The 17,094-nt window shown below is 36.4% G+C and carries 19 protein-coding genes; 2 read left to right on the top strand and 17 right to left on the bottom strand.

The window, feature by feature from the left end; genetic code table 11:
- Positions 1-111 precede the first annotated feature (111 nt).
- A complete protein-coding gene (locus HMPREF0077_RS04890) occupies positions 112-804 on the top strand; it encodes a GntR family transcriptional regulator (RefSeq protein ID WP_040349428.1) in 693 nt (230 codons plus the stop codon).
- Between the two features lie 59 nt (positions 805-863).
- Here the strand turns inward: HMPREF0077_RS04890 and HMPREF0077_RS04885 are convergent, their stop codons facing one another.
- From HMPREF0077_RS04885 to modA, 8 genes are read right to left on the bottom strand one after another with little or no spacing between them, the layout of a single operon-like run.
- Complete coding sequence (locus HMPREF0077_RS04885) at positions 864-1,349, bottom strand: MogA/MoaB family molybdenum cofactor biosynthesis protein (protein ID WP_004836863.1); 486 nt, start codon at positions 1,347-1,349, stop codon at positions 864-866.
- Positions 1,346-2,320 carry a molybdopterin-binding protein gene (locus HMPREF0077_RS04880; protein WP_004836862.1) on the bottom strand — a complete coding sequence of 325 codons (975 nt, stop codon included), beginning with the start codon at positions 2,318-2,320 and terminating at the stop codon, positions 1,346-1,348. The genes HMPREF0077_RS04885 and HMPREF0077_RS04880 overlap by 4 nt, the downstream gene beginning before the upstream one ends.
- Positions 2,313-2,747, bottom strand: a complete 435-nt coding sequence (locus HMPREF0077_RS10640) for an MOSC domain-containing protein (RefSeq protein WP_040349427.1) — start codon at positions 2,745-2,747, stop codon at positions 2,313-2,315. Before HMPREF0077_RS10640 ends, HMPREF0077_RS04880 begins: the two co-directional genes overlap by 8 nt.
- Entirely contained in the window at positions 2,728-3,216 is a 489-nt protein-coding gene (moaC, locus tag HMPREF0077_RS10635) for a cyclic pyranopterin monophosphate synthase MoaC (RefSeq protein ID WP_004836860.1), read from the bottom strand. The genes HMPREF0077_RS10640 and moaC overlap by 20 nt, the downstream gene beginning before the upstream one ends.
- Positions 3,217-4,155 (bottom strand): GTP 3',8-cyclase MoaA, encoded by a 939-nt coding sequence (moaA, locus tag HMPREF0077_RS04865; protein ID WP_004836859.1) that lies wholly within the window; start codon positions 4,153-4,155, stop codon positions 3,217-3,219.
- 1 nt (position 4,156) lies between these two features.
- Positions 4,157-5,170: a sulfate/molybdate ABC transporter ATP-binding protein gene (locus tag HMPREF0077_RS04860; RefSeq protein WP_004836858.1), complete on the bottom strand. Its 1,014-nt coding sequence runs from the start codon at positions 5,168-5,170 to the stop codon at positions 4,157-4,159.
- Complete coding sequence (gene modB, locus HMPREF0077_RS04855; protein ID WP_004836857.1) at positions 5,157-5,825, bottom strand: molybdate ABC transporter permease subunit; 669 nt, start codon at positions 5,823-5,825, stop codon at positions 5,157-5,159. Before modB ends, HMPREF0077_RS04860 begins: the two co-directional genes overlap by 14 nt.
- A gap of 7 nt (positions 5,826-5,832) precedes the next feature.
- On the bottom strand, positions 5,833-6,720 hold the full coding sequence (modA, locus tag HMPREF0077_RS04850; protein WP_004836856.1) for a molybdate ABC transporter substrate-binding protein: 888 nt from the start codon (positions 6,718-6,720) through the stop codon (positions 5,833-5,835).
- Positions 6,721-6,873: 153 nt separating this feature from the next.
- On the opposite strand from modA, the gene asnA reads away from it, so the two are divergent.
- The gene (gene asnA / locus HMPREF0077_RS04845; RefSeq protein ID WP_004836855.1) at positions 6,874-7,884 is read left to right on the top strand and encodes an aspartate--ammonia ligase; all 1,011 of its coding nucleotides are present in this window, start codon (positions 6,874-6,876) and stop codon (positions 7,882-7,884) included.
- A gap of 58 nt (positions 7,885-7,942) precedes the next feature.
- Here asnA and recQ read toward each other — a convergent pair whose 3' ends face one another.
- From recQ to HMPREF0077_RS04800, 9 genes are read right to left on the bottom strand one after another with little or no spacing between them, the layout of a single operon-like run.
- Positions 7,943-9,745, bottom strand: a complete 1,803-nt coding sequence (gene recQ, locus HMPREF0077_RS04840; RefSeq protein WP_004836854.1) for a DNA helicase RecQ — start codon at positions 9,743-9,745, stop codon at positions 7,943-7,945.
- Positions 9,746-9,785: 40 nt separating this feature from the next.
- The gene (locus HMPREF0077_RS04835; RefSeq protein WP_004836853.1) at positions 9,786-10,940 is read right to left on the bottom strand and encodes a DUF4097 family beta strand repeat-containing protein; all 1,155 of its coding nucleotides are present in this window, start codon (positions 10,938-10,940) and stop codon (positions 9,786-9,788) included.
- Positions 10,924-11,316: a hypothetical protein gene (locus tag HMPREF0077_RS04830; protein ID WP_155811730.1), complete on the bottom strand. Its 393-nt coding sequence runs from the start codon at positions 11,314-11,316 to the stop codon at positions 10,924-10,926. The genes HMPREF0077_RS04835 and HMPREF0077_RS04830 overlap by 17 nt, the downstream gene beginning before the upstream one ends.
- Positions 11,313-12,053 (bottom strand): tRNA pseudouridine(38-40) synthase TruA, encoded by a 741-nt coding sequence (gene truA, locus HMPREF0077_RS04825; RefSeq protein ID WP_004836851.1) that lies wholly within the window; start codon positions 12,051-12,053, stop codon positions 11,313-11,315. The genes HMPREF0077_RS04830 and truA overlap by 4 nt, the downstream gene beginning before the upstream one ends.
- Entirely contained in the window at positions 12,050-12,844 is a 795-nt protein-coding gene (locus tag HMPREF0077_RS04820; RefSeq protein ID WP_004836850.1) for an energy-coupling factor transporter transmembrane component T family protein, read from the bottom strand. Before HMPREF0077_RS04820 ends, truA begins: the two co-directional genes overlap by 4 nt.
- Positions 12,831-13,694 carry an energy-coupling factor transporter ATPase gene (locus HMPREF0077_RS04815; RefSeq protein WP_004836849.1) on the bottom strand — a complete coding sequence of 288 codons (864 nt, stop codon included), beginning with the start codon at positions 13,692-13,694 and terminating at the stop codon, positions 12,831-12,833. The genes HMPREF0077_RS04820 and HMPREF0077_RS04815 overlap by 14 nt, the downstream gene beginning before the upstream one ends.
- Positions 13,691-14,515: an energy-coupling factor transporter ATPase gene (locus HMPREF0077_RS04810; RefSeq protein WP_004836848.1), complete on the bottom strand. Its 825-nt coding sequence runs from the start codon at positions 14,513-14,515 to the stop codon at positions 13,691-13,693. Before HMPREF0077_RS04810 ends, HMPREF0077_RS04815 begins: the two co-directional genes overlap by 4 nt.
- Before the next feature lie 8 nt (positions 14,516-14,523).
- A complete protein-coding gene (locus HMPREF0077_RS04805) occupies positions 14,524-15,969 on the bottom strand; it encodes a L,D-transpeptidase family protein (RefSeq protein WP_004836847.1) in 1,446 nt (481 codons plus the stop codon).
- Positions 15,944-17,074 (bottom strand): THUMP domain-containing class I SAM-dependent RNA methyltransferase, encoded by a 1,131-nt coding sequence (locus HMPREF0077_RS04800; protein ID WP_004836846.1) that lies wholly within the window; start codon positions 17,072-17,074, stop codon positions 15,944-15,946. The genes HMPREF0077_RS04805 and HMPREF0077_RS04800 overlap by 26 nt, the downstream gene beginning before the upstream one ends.
- Between the last annotated feature and the right edge of the window lie 20 nt (positions 17,075-17,094).

Genomic DNA, 17,094 nt, shown 5'->3' with positions numbered 1-17,094 from the left:
CTTATATTATAGAATCAATTTCCCCAATTGTCAAATAAAATTTAAACGCTTTCATTTTTGTGTTAAATTTTTAATTATGTGTTATAATAATACAGAATGGAGAGGCATATTATGACAAAAAAAGACTCGAATAAAATAAAAAGAACCTTCGTAAAAGACGAAGCATACAACATCATCCACGATCAGATAATAGAAGGTAAGCTTGCCCCTTATACCCAGCTAAAGATTTCCGAACTATCAAAAGAACTTGGTATATCAAGAACGCCAGTTAGGGAAGCTATTCTTAAATTAGAAAATGAAGACTTGGTAATAAGTAAGGCTAACCAATGGACCATGGTCGCTCCTATTAGGGTTGAAAGACTGAAGGATATTTATCCTCTTATTTATGATCTAGAAGCTTATATACTTAGGGAGAATTTCTCTAAAATAGACGATTCTTTCATTGATAAGCTTACGGCAATTAATGAGAAGATAAAAGAAGAACATATGAAAAACAATATCATGAAAGTTATGGAGCTTGATAATGACTTCCACGATTTAATCATCTCCCTTACCGAAAACAAGGAGATTAAGCCAATACTAGACAGATTGAAAAAGAGGTTAAAGCGATTCGAAATTTGTTTTTACAAGGCTAAAGACGTCCACAAGGCCCCATCTACATACAATGAACATAAGATTATCATAGAAAACTTCAAGGCCAAGAATCTTGAGGGAAGTCTAGCTGCCCTAAAGAAAAATTGGTCGACAACGATTACGGATGAATCTATCGAAAAAATTAGCAAAATTTTAAATGTTGAAAAGTAAAAAGCAGGCTTTCCCTTCGGAGTCTGCTTTTTGTCGTAAATTTTAAAAATTAAAATCCATCACTTATTATGTTTATCAATTCCTGCTATGGTTTCTAGACCATGTATTAGGAAGGCTTTTATTATTTCGAAGTTTTCCTTGCAAGCTTTGGGGCTTCCAGGGAAATTTATTATCAAAGTATCTTTTCTAATTCCAGCTTCTGCCCTTGATAGGTAGGCCCTAGGAGTTATTTTCGCCGATTCTTTTCTCATAGCTTCTCCTATGCCAGGAACCCTTTTGTCAAAAACCGCAAGGCTTGCCTCAGGTGTATTATCTCTTTTGGATAAACCTGTACCGCCACTTGTTATTACTAGGGAAATTGCCTCGTTAGAATATTCTATGAGTTTTTCTTTAATTTTCTCAAAGTCATCAGGTATTATTTCGTATTTTACAGGCTCTATACCAAAATCTCTTAGCTCTTTTTCTAAAAGCTTGCCACTTTTATCTTCATAAATACCAGCACTTGCCCTATCAGATATAGTTAAGACTGCTGCCGTAAAAATCACAAGAGTCCTCCTTCAGCCATTTCTAGGAAGTCTTCCTTTTTTAGATCAAGGCCTGCAAAGACCCTTGGTAGGAAATAGTCGAAGCTTGTAATTTTACAATGCATACTAGCCCCAGGCACTCCCATTAGGTATGTTTTGCCATCTCTGGCAAGGGTAAGCATATTTCCTGGTTGCATTGGTATGCCTTGGATGATAAATTCTGATCCAGCTCTTCTTATGGCAGATGGGGTTATATCATCTGGATCTACACTCATGCCACCTGTAAATATTACCAAATCCGCACCCATTTCTTTGTAGGTCTTATAAGTTTCTACAAGCTTTTCTTCATCATCTGGCAAGAAAGTGTAGGCCAAAAGCTCGCTTGGAAAGTTACTTAATTTTTCTTCTAGTACAGGCTTAAAGGCATCCTTTATCCTTCCATAATAGACTTCATCGCCGGTAATGATACATCCTACTTTAAGTTTTTTAAATTCCTTAACTTCAAATACTGGACCTTCTTTTAAAATTTCCTTAGCTTTTTCGACTTGCCATCTTTCTGTCCATAGGGGAACAATTCGTCCACTTGCTAATTTATCATTAGGATTAACACTTATATAAGACCTCTTGGATGAGATTGTGTAATCGCCGATTTCATTAATAGCCCTTAAAAGTTTCCTATTAATTACAAAAACTCCTCTGACCTTACTTGTTAGAGTTATTTTTCCTTCGCTTATGTCTGATATATTGATATTTTCCCCTACAAGCAATGATGAAATTTCGTCAATCGCATCTACTTCATGGACCTGACCCTTTTCAAGTTCACCCACATAGATATGATCTTTTCCTATATTTTTTAACTCGTCTATATCTTCTTCTCTTACTATATGGCCCCTCTTAAATTTCACTCCCTTAAAGCCATCTGTCATGATAGCTGTAAAGTCGTGAAGAAGAGGTAGACCAATAGCATCTTCTACCCTAATTTTCTTAATCATTTTCTACCACCTTAATCTCATCTCCAGGATAAATTGTCCCAATCTTTTTTACAATAGCAAATATTCCCTCTGTTGGCATAATACATTCGCCTGTAATATTTCTAATCTCGCATCCCTTATGGCACTGTTTACCTATTTGAGTTACTTCTAGCTCGCAAGAACCGATCCTTAGCTTAGTTCCAATAGGAAGGGTATGGAGGATGATGCCTTCTGTCATAATATTTTCTGCGAAATCTCCAGGCTTTAGCCTTGGAAGTTTCTTTTGCATTTTCCTTAGAGATTCTATTGCGAGAAGGGAAACTTGCCTATGCCAATTTCCAGCATGGGCATCACCAACTATGCCATGATTTTCTCTAAGCTCGATTTTTTCTACTGGAACTTTGATTGTACCCTTCTTCTCGCTTATATTAACCGATACTACTTTCATTGACATAATCTCCGCTCTTTCCTCCCTCTTTTCTGAGTAACTTCACACCACTTATTTCTATATCCTTTTGGACGGCCTTACACATATCATAAATTGTAAGAGCAGCTAGGCTTGCCCCCGTAAGAGCTTCCATCTCCACACCAGTTTTGGCATTTAGCTTAGCTTCTACAAAAATATCAATCCTATGCTCGTTATCGTCCATCTTAAAGTCGATTTCTATAGAAGTAAGATTTATAGGATGACACATGGGAATGAGATTTGAGGTATTCTTTGCTGCCATAATCCCTGCAACCTTGGCTACAGTTAGGACATCACCCTTTTTTATCTCTTGATTTTTGACCATCTTGTAGCACTTCTCATTCAAATGGACGCAAGCTTTCGCTACAGCTCGCCTATCTGTTGCTTTTTTATCTGATACATCGACCATTCTCGCATTTCCATTTTCATCTAAATGACTAAATTTTTCCATCTATCCTCCTATAGAGCTCATGCTCCTAAGGCTTTCACTGCCCTTATTATTCAAATAATGTCTTTTTGGCTTACTAAAAATCGCCCTTTTAATAGTTTCTATCTTTTCTTCTCTGCTAAGTCCCTTTAGCCTTATCTCCTCCTTAGAATGAAGACAAGCCTTGATTTTACCATCAGAAGTAAGTCTTATCTTATCACAAGAAGTACAGAATTTATGGCTTAGAGGAGAAATCAGTCCAACCCTTCCCTTGTAGGTGTCAATCTTATAAATTCTCGCCACCCCATCATAGGAAAGGTCTTCATAGGAATAATTTTTAAGCAAGGAGCTTACTTCCATGAAATTTTCCCTATCAAAGTCCAAATCCTTACCTATAGGCATAAGTTCTATAAATCTTACTTCAAGGTCCCTATCTTTTGTTAGGGAAATAAAATCATCCACCTCTTTATCATTGAAGCCCTTGATAAGGACTGTATTTATTTTAACCCTAAAACCAAGCTCTAGGGCCTTATTTATAGATTTTTTCACTTCATTAAGGCAATCCACCTTGGTAATTTGCCTAAACTTATCCCTATCCAGGGTATCAAGGCTAAAATTAATTCTCTTAATACCAAGCTCCCTTAGCCTTTCTAACTTATCGTAGATTTTTGATCCGTTGGTAGTTACACCAATATCTTCAATTCCATCTATTTTTGTAAGCATCTCAAAGAGATTGAGAAGGCCCCTCCTTACAAAGGGTTCGCCTCCCGTTACCCTTATCTTCTTTATACCAAAGTCAGCACAAATTTCTGCGATTTCCTTGATTTCTTCATACGATAGAATATCCTCATGCTTTAGAAGATCCACCCCATCATCTCCTATGCAATACTTACACCTAAAATTGCACCTGTCTGTGACAGAAATCCTAAGATATGAAATTTCTCTTCCAAATTGATCTTTCATCTCATCCTTCTTTCAATTTAATTAGCTTATCAGGGTCTATTTTGAAATATAAATCATCTTGATAGACTTCCTTGTCAAGGCTAATCCTTATATTATCGTACTTTTCTTGATCCGTATTATATATTATTGTATAGGAATCAATATTTTCTACAAGCCTAAACTTATCAAGCTTGTAGGAATTATTAAATTCTTTATTTTTTGAAACTGTAATATCCTTAGACCTTATAGCATAAAGAAATGAAGTATCAAGCCTATCAGCCGATATTTCGATTCCCCAATTATTGGCAAAATACTTGCCAGGAGAAGTTTCCCTAAAGCTTGTGAAGTTATTAATACCAATAAGCTTTGCCTCAGTAAGGCTATCTGGTCTGGCGAAAAAGTCCTTGGTGGTTTTTTTCTTGGCACTATGACCCTTAGTAATACTAATAATATTATCACAAATCCTGTAGGCTTCATCCTTACTATGACTTACTAGTATCGTTTTAAGGTCATATCTATTAATAATATTTAAAACCTCTGCTTCGATAGAATTTTTGAGAAACTCATCAAGGGCAGAAAAAGGCTCGTCCAACAAAAGTATATCAGGCTTATTGACGAGAATCCTACAAAGGGCTGTCCTTTGTTTTTCTCCTCCTGAAATATATTTAGGAAGTTTGTCCTTGATATGGTAGATGTGCATCTCCTTGAGTTTATCACTTATATCCCTATCCTCTCTTAGACCTGTCTTTACATTTTCTTCTACTGTAAAATTTGGAAAAAGTGCATAGTCCTGGAAGAGATAGCCGACCCTCCTATCTTGGGGTTTCAAATTAATTTTCTTTTCTGAATCGAAAAGCGTCCTTCCATTTAAGATAATTTTTCCTGAATCAGGTCTAATAAGACCTGCTATACATTTTAAGGTCAAACTCTTGCCCGAACCGCTTGCTCCAAGAAATCCAAGAGTTTCATTTTCCATCTTGAAATCTACATCAAGGCTAAATTTCTTAAAATCTTTTCTTATCTTACAAATTAGCATACTTCTCCTCCTTATTTTCAAGAAGGTTTAGGAAAATCAAAACAACAAAAGAAATTGCTACATTTATAAATACCCATTTGTAAGCGAGTCCATCCTGACCGATCCTCCAAAGCTGATAAACAGTTGTGGATATGGTCGCAGTTTTGTTCGGTATGTAACCTGATACCATGCTGGTCGCTCCATATTCTCCAAGGGCCCTTGCAAAAGCAAGTATAAGACCTGCTAGTATTTCCTTCTTACAATTTGGAAGAATTATCCTCCAAAAAATCCAAGTATTTGTTTTACCCAAAGTCTGTCCGGCATATTTTAAGTTCATATCAAAGGCCTCAAAGGCTCCCCTACTAGTCCTATACATCAAAGGAAAAGTTACAATGATTGTCGCAAATATAGCTGAATACCATCTCATAACAAGACTTACATTTATTGAGCCAAAAAATTGACCTATGGAATTATTAGGACCAAGAGTCTTTAAGAGAAAAAATCCAACAACTGTTGGAGGTAAAACTAGAGGTAGAGTCAATACTACATCCAGAATCCCCTTAATTGTTGGATTTAATTTCTTGATTTGATATGCTAAAAATATCCCTATAAAGAATGTAAAGAAAGTTGAAATCAACGCTATTCTTAACGAATTATATAAGGGAAATAGATTCATAAATCACCTATTTAGCAGCTTTAAAACCATATTTAGTAAATATTTCACTTGCCTTATCACTCTTTAGGAAGTCAAGGAATTTTTGACCAGCTTCTTTGTTAGCTGATTTATCAACTAGGGCTGCTGGATAAATAACCTTCTTGTCAAGCTTAGCAGGATCTGCAGTAGCTACAATTTTAAGTCCTGCTGCCTTAGCATCTGTTGAGTAAATAATACCACAATCAACAGCACCTTCCTTTACCCAAGAAGTTACTTCTTTTACATTTGAACCAAAGCTAACCTTGCTTTGAATAGCATCCCAAATTCCCATGTTTTTAAGTAGAGATTCTGAATATTGACCAACTGGAACATCTGCGTTACCAAGGGCAATTGTAGAAACCTTATCTGTGTTGATATCTTCAAATGATTTGATATCCTTATCAGAGTCTTCTTTTACTGCAAGAGTAACTTCATTTTCTAATAGGTCAAATCTTGTGTTAGAGTCGATTGTAACATCGCTATCCTTCTTGTCGCTCTTAGGATCAAGGGCATCCATTTGTTTTTTAGCAGCTGAGATAAATACATCGCAATTAGCTCCCTCAGAAATTTGAGTCTTTAAAGTTCCTGAAGAATCGAAATTGTAAACAAGATTAATATCTGGATTTTCTTTTTCGAAAATAGCCTTTAATTCATTTAAAGACTCTGTCATAGATGCAGCAGCAAAAACTGTCAAATCACTCTTTGCCTTCTTCTCATCGTCCTTCTTTTCGTCTTTTGCTTCTTCTTTTTTATCTTTGGCTTCTTCTGTTTTAGTTTCTTCCTTAGCCTCTTCTTTGGCAGGAGCCTTAGCACCACATGCTGAAAGCGTTACCGCGAAAAGCAAAGATAAAAGCATAACACTAATTTTTCTTTTCATAGTCTCTCCTTATATATTATGAAAAAATTTCCGAATAGTCCACGTTGACTACTCGTAAGTATTATATCACATTTTACAAATTAGTAAAAACTTTTCTATTTATTTTTTCCAAGAACTGGGGTATATTATTACTTATTAAAAAAAGGAGTTAATATGAATAAGTTAGTTATACCAGAAAATTACAAAAGTAATGAAGATCTTTACAAGACACAACTGTTGATTAAAGAAATAAAAGATTATTTCCAAATCAACCTTGCCAATAACCTAAACTTAAAGCGTGTTACAGCACCACTTTTTGTATCAGGTTCTTCAGGTCTTAACGACAACTTAAATGGCGTCGAGACTCCAGTAAAATTCGACCTTCCAGAAGCAGATCATGCTGAGATGGAAATTGTCCATTCTCTTGCTAAGTGGAAAAGATATGCCCTTGGTGAATACAAGTTCAAAATGCATGAAGGTCTATACACAGACATGAACGCCATAAGACGTTGTGAAGTTCCTGATAACACCCACTCCTTTTATGTCGACCAATGGGACTGGGAGCTAATCATGGATGATGATGAGAGAAAAGTCGACTATCTAAAACAAATCGTAGAAACAATCTACAGGACTATGAAGTCCCTCGACGAATATCTTTGCACTCTTATCCCAAGCAGGAAAAAACTTCTCAAAGATCAAATAACTTTTATGACAAGTGAGGAGCTTTTACAAAAATATCCTGATAAAACTGCCAAGGAAAGAGAAAGAGAAGCAGTCCTAGAATATGGATCAGTCTTTCTAATGCAAATAGGAAAGACCCTATCAAACGGCGAAAAACACGACCTTCGTGCTCCTGACTATGACGATTGGCAACTTAATGGAGATATCTTAGTCTACAACCCAGTCCTCGATGATTGCCTAGAGATTTCTTCAATGGGTATAAGGGTAAATCCTGAAAGCTTAAATGAGCAATTGAAGCTAACAGGTAATCTTGACAGACTAAACTTGTATTACCACAAACTCTTGATAGATGGCAAACTCCCACAAACTATAGGTGGCGGAATCGGTCAATCAAGACTATGTATGTTCTTCCTCCAAAAGGCCCACATAGGAGAAGTACAAGTATCCTACTGGCCAGATGAACAAAGAAAGGCCCTAGCTAGCAAGGGAATAAACTTACTATAACAAGAAAACTCGACTTACATACAAAGTAAGCCGAGTTTTTTTATAGTATTTCTGCTTTTTAAAGCTTCTTTCTTCCAAATTCTATTATTTCTGCTAGGAAGATATCTCCATATTGGATGAGTTTTTTATCTCCTACCCCCTTTACTCCAAGCATTTCTTCTTCGGTCTGTGGTTTTTTCTGAGCCATTTCTTTTAGGCTTGCGTCTGAGAAAATTATAAAGGGTGGGATATTTCTTTTTTTCGCCATATCTAGTCTTACCGCCTTTAGGTGTTTGAAAAGATTTTTGTCGTAAGAATCATCATTAGCAGAAGTATTTTTGCTAACTTTTTTTCTGTCTTCTTGCCTAATAGTTATGGAGATTTTTTCCTTAGCAAAAAGTAAGTCTTTGGATTTTTCTGTAAGTTTTAGGACTGGATAGGTAGCCCCACTTACTTTGATATAGCCATCTGCTGTTAGTAGGCCTATTAGGTCTTTGATATAGGTTTTTGATTTATCTTTCATGATCCCATAGGTTGAAACTGCCTTGAGATTTTTTTCTATGGAATTTTTGCTAGTAGATGCCCTAAGACATTCTACGACTGTATTTAGTCCATATCTTTGATCTAGCCTGTATATGCAAGAAAGAATCTTCTGAGCATCGACTGTGGCGTCTTGTTTTTTGACATCGGATAGGCAGTTTGAGCAATTATCGCAAGTGCTTTTTGCTTCTTGGCCAAAGTAATTTAGAATATAGGCCCTAAGGCAAGTGCTAGTATTTACATAATTTATTATGCTTTGAAGTTTTTCTAGTTGGATTTTCTTATAGACTGGATTTCTACCAAGATTTATTAGATGCTTATTTATGATTATATCTTGGCCTGAATAAAGGAGGATGCAGTCGCTAGCTTCTCCATCCCTTCCCGCCCTTCCAGCTTCTTGGTAGTAGGATTCCATATCCTTGGGCATATTGTAGTGGATGACATATCTTACATTTGATTTATCTATCCCCATACCAAAGGCGTTGGTCGCAACTATTATCTTCTTATCATCATAGATAAAGGCCTCTTGGTTAAGCTTTCTTTCTTCTTCGCTCATACCTGCATGGTATCGTCCAACTGCAAGACCCATGCTTTTTAGACTTTTATAGATAGCATCGACTCTTTTTCTAGTTGAGGCATAGATTATCCCCGAATCATCTTCGTGGTCTTTGATGTAGTCTTTTAGGTAAGATAATTTATTTTTGGGTTTTTGTACTTGAAAAGACAAATTTTTCCTATCAAAACCAGTTACCCTTACAAAGGGACTTTTTAGTTTGAGATTATTTATTATATCCTCCCTAACCATCCTAGTCGCTGTCGCTGTAAAGGCTGTAACTTGAACCTTACCAAGGATATCATAAAGCTTAGCTATAAGCTTATAAGAGGGCCTAAAATCATGACCCCATTGGCTAATGCAATGAGCTTCATCGACTGCTATGAAGGAAATTTTGACCTCTTTGATAAAGTCCCTAAAAAATTCATTTTCAAGTCTTTCTGGGGAAATATAGACAAGCTTCACCTTGCCACTTTTGATATCAGTTAAGCTTTGCCTATAAGCTTCAAGGCTTAGGGAGGAATTTATAAAAGTCGCAGCAATCCCATTTTCTTCTAGGGCATCAACCTGATCTTTCATAAGAGAAATAAGAGGAGAGATTACAAGACTTATCCCATCCATAATTAGGCTGGGTAACTGATAGCAAATCGACTTGCCACCCCCTGTTGGGAGGACTCCTAGGACGTCTTTACCCTCTAGTATATTTTCTATTATCTCCTCTTGGCCTTCCCTAAATGAATCATAGCCAAAATATTTCTTCAAATTCTCTAGTAAAATATCTCTAGTCATAGAACCTCTTTTTCGTAAAAAAAATAATTAAGCACTAGGCCTAATTATTTTCTCCTTCATCAGTCGTTGATTCATCCTCTTTATCTCCACTAGGAGCATCATCATTTTTATCATGGTCATGATTATGCATATCTTCATAATCGCTCTTTTCTTCGCCCTGATTTTCTCCATCATTTTCCTTATCTTCGTCTTTTTCTTTTTTATCATCAGAAGATTCTTCCTTGGATGAATCCGACCTATCATTGGTGATAAATTCTTCTTTCTCAATTCTTGCGCCCTCGCCCCTATTAAAAATTATATCGCCAATTTTTGTCTTCATAGAAATATTGTACTTGCCCTTATTTCCACTACTGTAACCGTCTTTGATATTCCTATAGGAAATATTGCCCAAGATAAAATTACCAACTCCAAGCCTTGCGCTTATATTATACTTATCTATGCTCTTGTTAGCTTCGACAACTATATCTCCAGTTTGGCTAGACAAATCCAACCTATTGCCTAGACTTGAATCAACTATATTTATATTTCCAGTATTTGTACTTAGCTTGGTGTTAGATATTTCTGCCTTGTTTAGGCTAATAGAACCAGCATTGTTTGTAATAGCTCCTTGTAAATTAGAGTTATCTATACTTACATTTCCACTTTGGACGCTTAAATCGAAATTCTTAACCTCAAGATCAGTAATCTTTACATCGCCTGCAGTAATCTTGCCCTTAATAGCATCAAGGCCTCCCTTCATTGGAAGGAAAATTCTCACTATTGGAATCTTATCCTTCATATAAAGTTCCTTGCCAACTATCTTATTTTTAAGCCTTAGCTCGCCATCATGGAAGCTTACATCCATGTTGTAAACATGATCATCTCCCCTGTAAAGGACTGTATATTCGACATAGGGATTGGTAGTTGACCTTAAAATCCTAACATCGCAAGTAGCTAGGTCAAAGTTAATTGACTTGATTTTGTTAAGGTCTACTCTCATAATTCTCGATTGATTGTAGGAATTATCATCAATTTCGCTTGTCGATGCAGGCTTATTAGTTATTGAGAACCTACCATTAATTCCATAATAGATTGCTGATGCAATAATAATAAGTAAAACTGCTAGGGCTAGGATTTTTTTCTTGCTTAAAGCAAAAATCCTTCCGAATTTTATTGATTTTTTAGAATTATTTTCTGTATTATTCCTTTTTCGCATTATTTGCTCCAATAAAGTTTTGGCTAATCATAAGTCCACTTGTAAAAATTAATATAAGGCCTACGAAATACTTATCATAAGCTTCAATTAGGAAGGGCTTTAGGAAAGATAAAAAAATTCCATCAAGCTCTCCCCCTCTCATATATTGTATCATAAAGCCTGCGCTTATTACATTGTAAATAGCAAGAATTATAAAAAGAATGTGCCTAGCTATGGATAAGTCCGCCTTATTTATAAAAATAAAATCCACAAGTATGATAAAAAAACTCAGGATAAGAAAATATAAGACTCTACTTTCCAATACATAGTAGCCACAAGCTCCCACAAAAAGAAGAAGAGTTAGTGCCTTAATTTCATTTATAGTCTTCTCTTTCAAAATTCTACCCTCCACAAATAAAGCCCTTGGGCTCCAAGGGCAGGATTCGCCCTTATCTTATAGTCCTCATCAAAAAATCTCTTGTAATCATCAAGGCTTAGCTTACCACGACTAAGCTCTACAAGAGATCCAACCATAATCCTAACTTGATTGTGCAAGAAGGATTCAGCCTTAAAATAAATTTCCAAGTCATCTCCATTTTCCAAAAAATATGCCTGGTCAATTTTTCTTACAGTATTTATGGATAAATCCTTATCCTCTCTCATAAACGACCTAAAATCATGCTCGCCACAGAGTAGCTTTAGCCCTTCTTCAAGCCTTTTAAGATCAAGCTTGTAGGAAATCTCCTCCTTATAATTTCTATAGATAGGGTGCATTCCCTTACCCCTATAAATCACATACTTATAAAGTTTAGACTTACATGAAAAACGTGCGTGAAAACTTAGGTCGACTTCCCTTGATGAAAGTGCCAAGATATCAGCTGGAAGATGGACTTGCAAATGGTAGCTAAAGGCCTTGGGATCAATCTTACTTGCTGTAAGAAAATTAAAAAAATGGCTTTTGGCGTGGACTCCACTATCGGTCCTTCCACAAGATACTATCCTATTATCTTCCCCAGTTACCTTAACTAGGGCCTTTTTGATTTCTTCTTCAACACTTCTTTGGTCTTTTTGGTATTGGAAGCCTGCGAAGTTTGTCCCATCGTAGGCTGTTTCTACTAGTACATTTCTAATCATATGAAGTGCATTACTATTATAACTATGCAAAAGATTGTAAATAAGCTTATGCTTAACCAGTCAGCTTTTTTCATGCTGATTTCATTAAGCTTAGTTCTCTCAAAGCCTATCCTATACATCCTAGCCTCCATTGCAGTGGCAAGGTCATCACTTCTCTTAAAGGAATTTATAAAGAGGGGAACTAGGAGAGGAATCATGCTTATAGCCCTATTAATAATATTGCCTGACTCAAAGTCTGCTCCTCTTGCCATCTGTGCCATCCTAATTTTTTGTGCTTCATCAAAAAGTGTTGGGATGAAACGAAGGGATATAGAAATCATCATAGCAAGCTCACCTGCTGGAAAACCGAATTTCTTTAATGGTGAGAAGAGCTTTTCTAGGCCATAAGTCAATTCCATTGGGCTTGTTGTGTAAGTTAGAACTGATGTGGAAAGGATAATTAGGATTAGCCTTAATATAGTAAAGCCTGTCCTATAAATTCCTTCTTCAGTAACAGTTACAGGTCCTAGTTTAAAGACCGGATTTCCTTGAGTTGTAATTAGGTTAATAAGACCTGTAATAATTATAATAAATAGCAAGGGCTTGAGGGACTTTAGGACACTCCTTAGAGGGATTTTTGCAACAGTAAGCATGGCAATTAATAAGATAACGAATGGCAAGTATTCTAGAAAATTGCCAACAAAAAATATGGTAATTATATATAAAAACACTCCCACGATTTTTACCCTTGAATCAAGCCTATGGATAAAGGTATCGAATGGAAGGTATTGACCTATACTAATGTTTGCCATCTTCGCCTCCTAGAACTCTTTTTAGCTCCTTAATCGCTCCATTAACTGTGTATATATCGTCTCTGACACTAGGATTTTTCTTTTTGTAGGCCCTCATAAACTTAGTGATTTGTGGGATGTCGAGTCCTATTTTATCTAGGTCTACTTGGGTAAAGGTATCATAGGTAGATTTATCTGAATATACCTCTCCCTTACTCATGACAATAACCCTATCCACATACTCTGCCACATCTTCCATAGAATGGCTTACCAAAACTATAGAAAGCTCTGGATCAGTATTATATAAGTACATGATTTCGCTAAATATTTCATCACGACCAGCAGGATCTAGACCTGCTGTAAGTTCATCTAGGACCAAGACCCTAGGATTCATAGAAAGAATACCTGCTACAGCAACCCTTCTTTGTTGACCTCCAGAAAGTTCGAAGGGCGACTTATCCTTGTAAGACTCATAATCTAGGCCAACCTTTGCCATAGCATCTTTAACCCTCTCTTCGACTCCTTTGTCATCAAGACCCATATTTTTGGGGCCGAAAGCAATATCCTTGGCTATAGTTTCCTCAAAAAGTTGGTTTTCTGGATATTGAAAAACTAGACCAACCTTAAATCTCGCTTCTTTTCTTCTTTTCTTATCTTTGGAATTGATTCCATCTATTATACAATCACCCCTACTTGGAATAAGTAGTCCATTTAATAGTTGGACAAGGGTCGACTTGCCTGAACCTGTTTGACCGATAAGGCCAACTATCTCGTGGGGATTTATATCAAGATTGATATTCTTTAGGGCATATACTTCTGAAGGCAGACCCTCATTGTAGATGTAATCAACATTTTTTATTTCAATTTTCATATAAGTTTCAAAAACTCCTCAATATCTAGGGGAAGCTCATCCATAGGGTAGCCTGATTTTTTAAGGGCAAAGGCAACTTCCGTAACTTGTGGGACAGCAAGACCTAGACTTTTCATCTTATCTACTTGGGAAAAAACTTCTCTCGCAGTTCCTTCAAGAGCAACTTTTCCCCTATCGAGAACTGCAATCTTATCAGCTAGAACTGCTTCTTCCATGTAGTGGGTGATGTAAATTATTGTCTTGCCATATTTTTTGTTAAGGTCTTTGACAAGTTTAATAACGTCCTTTCTTCCCTTAGGGTCAAGCATAGCTGTTGGTTCGTCAAAAATTATGTAGTCTGATAGCATAGCTATTACACCAGCGATAGATACTCTTTGCTTTTGACCTCCAGAAAGATTGGATGGGTTTCTATGCTTATAATCACTCATACCCACAAGCTCTAGGGCGTTTTCCACCCTTTCTCTAAGCTCGGGATTGGGGATAGCTAAATTTTCTGGGCCGAAGGCCACTTCTTCCTCAACAGTAGTTGCTACCATTTGATTGTCAGGGTTTTGGAAAACCATCGAGCATTTTTCTCTCAAATCCCAAATTTTATCTTCATCTTTACTATTAATATCATCTATCCAAATATCTCCAGAAGTCGGAAAGATTTGCGCATTTAATAACTTGGCAAGGGTCGACTTGCCAGAACCATTGTGGCCAAGAATAGCCACAAAGTCCCCCTTATTTATATCAATTGATATATTATCAAGCGTCTTTTTCTCTTCAAGTTCGCCTTCATTTGTTGGATAGCTATAAGTTAAATTTTCTATCTTTATCATTATTCTTCCTAATAAGACATAGCAGGTGAATTATCAGTTGATGACTCATAAACTATGACAGGTGTGTGTATTTCTGCATTTTCAAAAATTACTTTTGCTACATGAGGTGGAAGGTTTAGACAACCATGGCTACCATCTGAAAAATATATGCTACCACCAAAGGCTCCTCCCCTCCATGGGGCATCGTGTAAGCCTTCGCCATCCCAGCCTATTGGCATCCAATAAGAAACTGGAGTCTTGTAATTTGCTCCTGTAAAATCCACTCCCTTTAACTCTGCATCACGAGCCTTGGATTGGATTGAACCAACTCCTACATTTGTTTGCCAACCTGGAGATGTAAGACCTGTAACTACAGGGCTTTCTATAAATAACTCACCTTTTTTATAAAACCAAAGGTGTTGACGTGAGATATCTACTTCTATATAAGTATCTCCTATATCGCCACCATTGGCAGTTCTTTCAAGACCTACTCTCTCATAAACTGGCTCTACTTCTCCGGACTTTCTTTGATTGAAAATCTTTAAAACCTCATCGGCTGTTGCTACTTGGTCAAGAACAAATCCATAAACGCCAGGGTTAACTGTGATTTCTCCAATTCCTGTTGCCTTAAACTTCCTATTTTTGCCATAGGTATCAGTCTTATCTGCTACTTCCTTCATAAATGCTAAGAGTTTATCATAATTAAGCTCAAAAACTTTGCCCTTTTGCTCAAGCATATCTACAAGGCCCTTGCCAGCAAGTTGGATGTCAAAACCATTGAAATTGAATTTAATTTTCATAGCCTCAATCTTTTTAGCATCTTCCATAAGATTATTAAGTTCCTTAGAATTAGAAAGAACTTCTGGATTTATATAATCAGCATCACTAAGTTCTATATTCTTATGGTCTGTAGTAATTGACTTAACAATTTTTTCTTTAACCTTGTCATAATCAGGCTTATTACCCTTTACAGCATCCTTTACATCAAAAGAGCCATCCTTAAAAACTAGGCCTGCATCCTTTGGTTCTGTTACATTTGTGAAAAGCTTAGATTCCTTTAGCAAGGAGTCTAATTTGTCCTCATCGTATTTGATATTGTAATCGAATTTCAAATCGTCTTTTTTGCCACGAGCTAGATATATTGGCCAAGCAAAAGGATTTTGATCTATACTAGCATTTTGTGGGATTTTCGCACTATAATCTATATCCTTTGAGTTTAAAGAAAAGCTTCTATCATCCCTTCCCTTAACTGTCAAATTGAAATCTTCTCCAGCTTCTTGCAAGGCTGATTGCCTTGAAGAATAAGAAACATTCGTACCATTTATAAATGTGTTTGGTAGGGTTATAAAAGAAAATATAACCGTAACGACTAAATAAACACTAACTATCCCCAAGCCAACAAGCATCCAAAGCTTGTTGTTTTTCTTATTCTCAGTAATAATAATCCTCCTAACTTCTCTTTGGCCTTTCGCCAAAATATTGGTAATAATCTACCTTTTCGCCACCATTATATAACTTCCTCTTCTTGGAAACTCTCCTTCTAAAATTCCTGTCGAATTTCTCATCCGCCGTTACAAAATAGAGTGACCAAGTATTAAGTCCCATAAATTTATCGTCTATTTTCTTATATATTTCACCCAAATCACTATGCGATAATCTCAAGCCGTAGGGAGGGTTTGAAATCAAAACTCCATAATCATCCTTTGCTAGTGCAAGTGATTTGACATCTCTTTTTACAAAGGCTATATCTTCACCAACTCCAGCATTTATAGCGTTATTTTTGGCAAGGCTTATGGCCCTTCCTGAAATATCTGAGCCTAGGATATGTAGCTTTTTACTATAATCAATTCTTGCCAAGGCCTCTTTCTTTTCCTTCTCATAATAAGACTTGTCCATAAAGGAGAAATTCATAAAATCAAAATCCCTGTCTATGCCAGGCGCAATATTTCTAGCCTTTCTTGCAGCTTCTATGAGGATAGTTCCTGATCCACAAAAAGCATCTACTAGAAATCTATCTTCTGTATAAAAAGAAAGGTCTACTAGGGCTGCCGCCAAATTTTCTCTTAGGGGAGCCTTGACCGAATCTTCTCTATAACCTCTCTTGTGTAGGCCATCTCCAGAAGTATCAATGGCAATAGTTGCCACATCCTTATTAAGCATGACCTCTATTCCTACTCTTTCAGCCGACTTAGGAAAGGTATGAAGCTTATATTTCTTTTTCATGGAATCTATTATGGCTTTTTCTGTAATAGCTTGGATTGACCTTAGAGAAAATAGCTTGGACTTATAGGTCCTTGCATTAACAATAAAGTTACTATTTTCATTAAGATAATCGGGCCAAGCTATGGCCTTTACCTTCTCGAAAAGCTCATCAAAAGTCTTTGCCTCAAATTCATCTACAACTAGATAAACCCTATCACAAGTTCTAAGATTTATATTTAATTTTGCTATATCAGCTAGTTTCGCCTCAAGGCTTACCATGCCATCACTTACAGAAAACTTATCGTAGGATAAGTCCCTAAGCTCTCTTTTGACAAGGGCTTCCAAGCCAAAACTAGTTGTAATCAATATTTTGTCCATGTTTATATTATAACAGATTT

Origin of the sequence: Anaerococcus tetradius ATCC 35098, from assembly GCF_000159095.1 — a bacterium.
In the GTDB taxonomy this organism is placed as follows: Bacteria; Bacillota; Clostridia; order Tissierellales; family Peptoniphilaceae; genus Anaerococcus; species Anaerococcus tetradius.
This window is presented reverse-complemented; position numbering and strand designations above follow the sequence as displayed.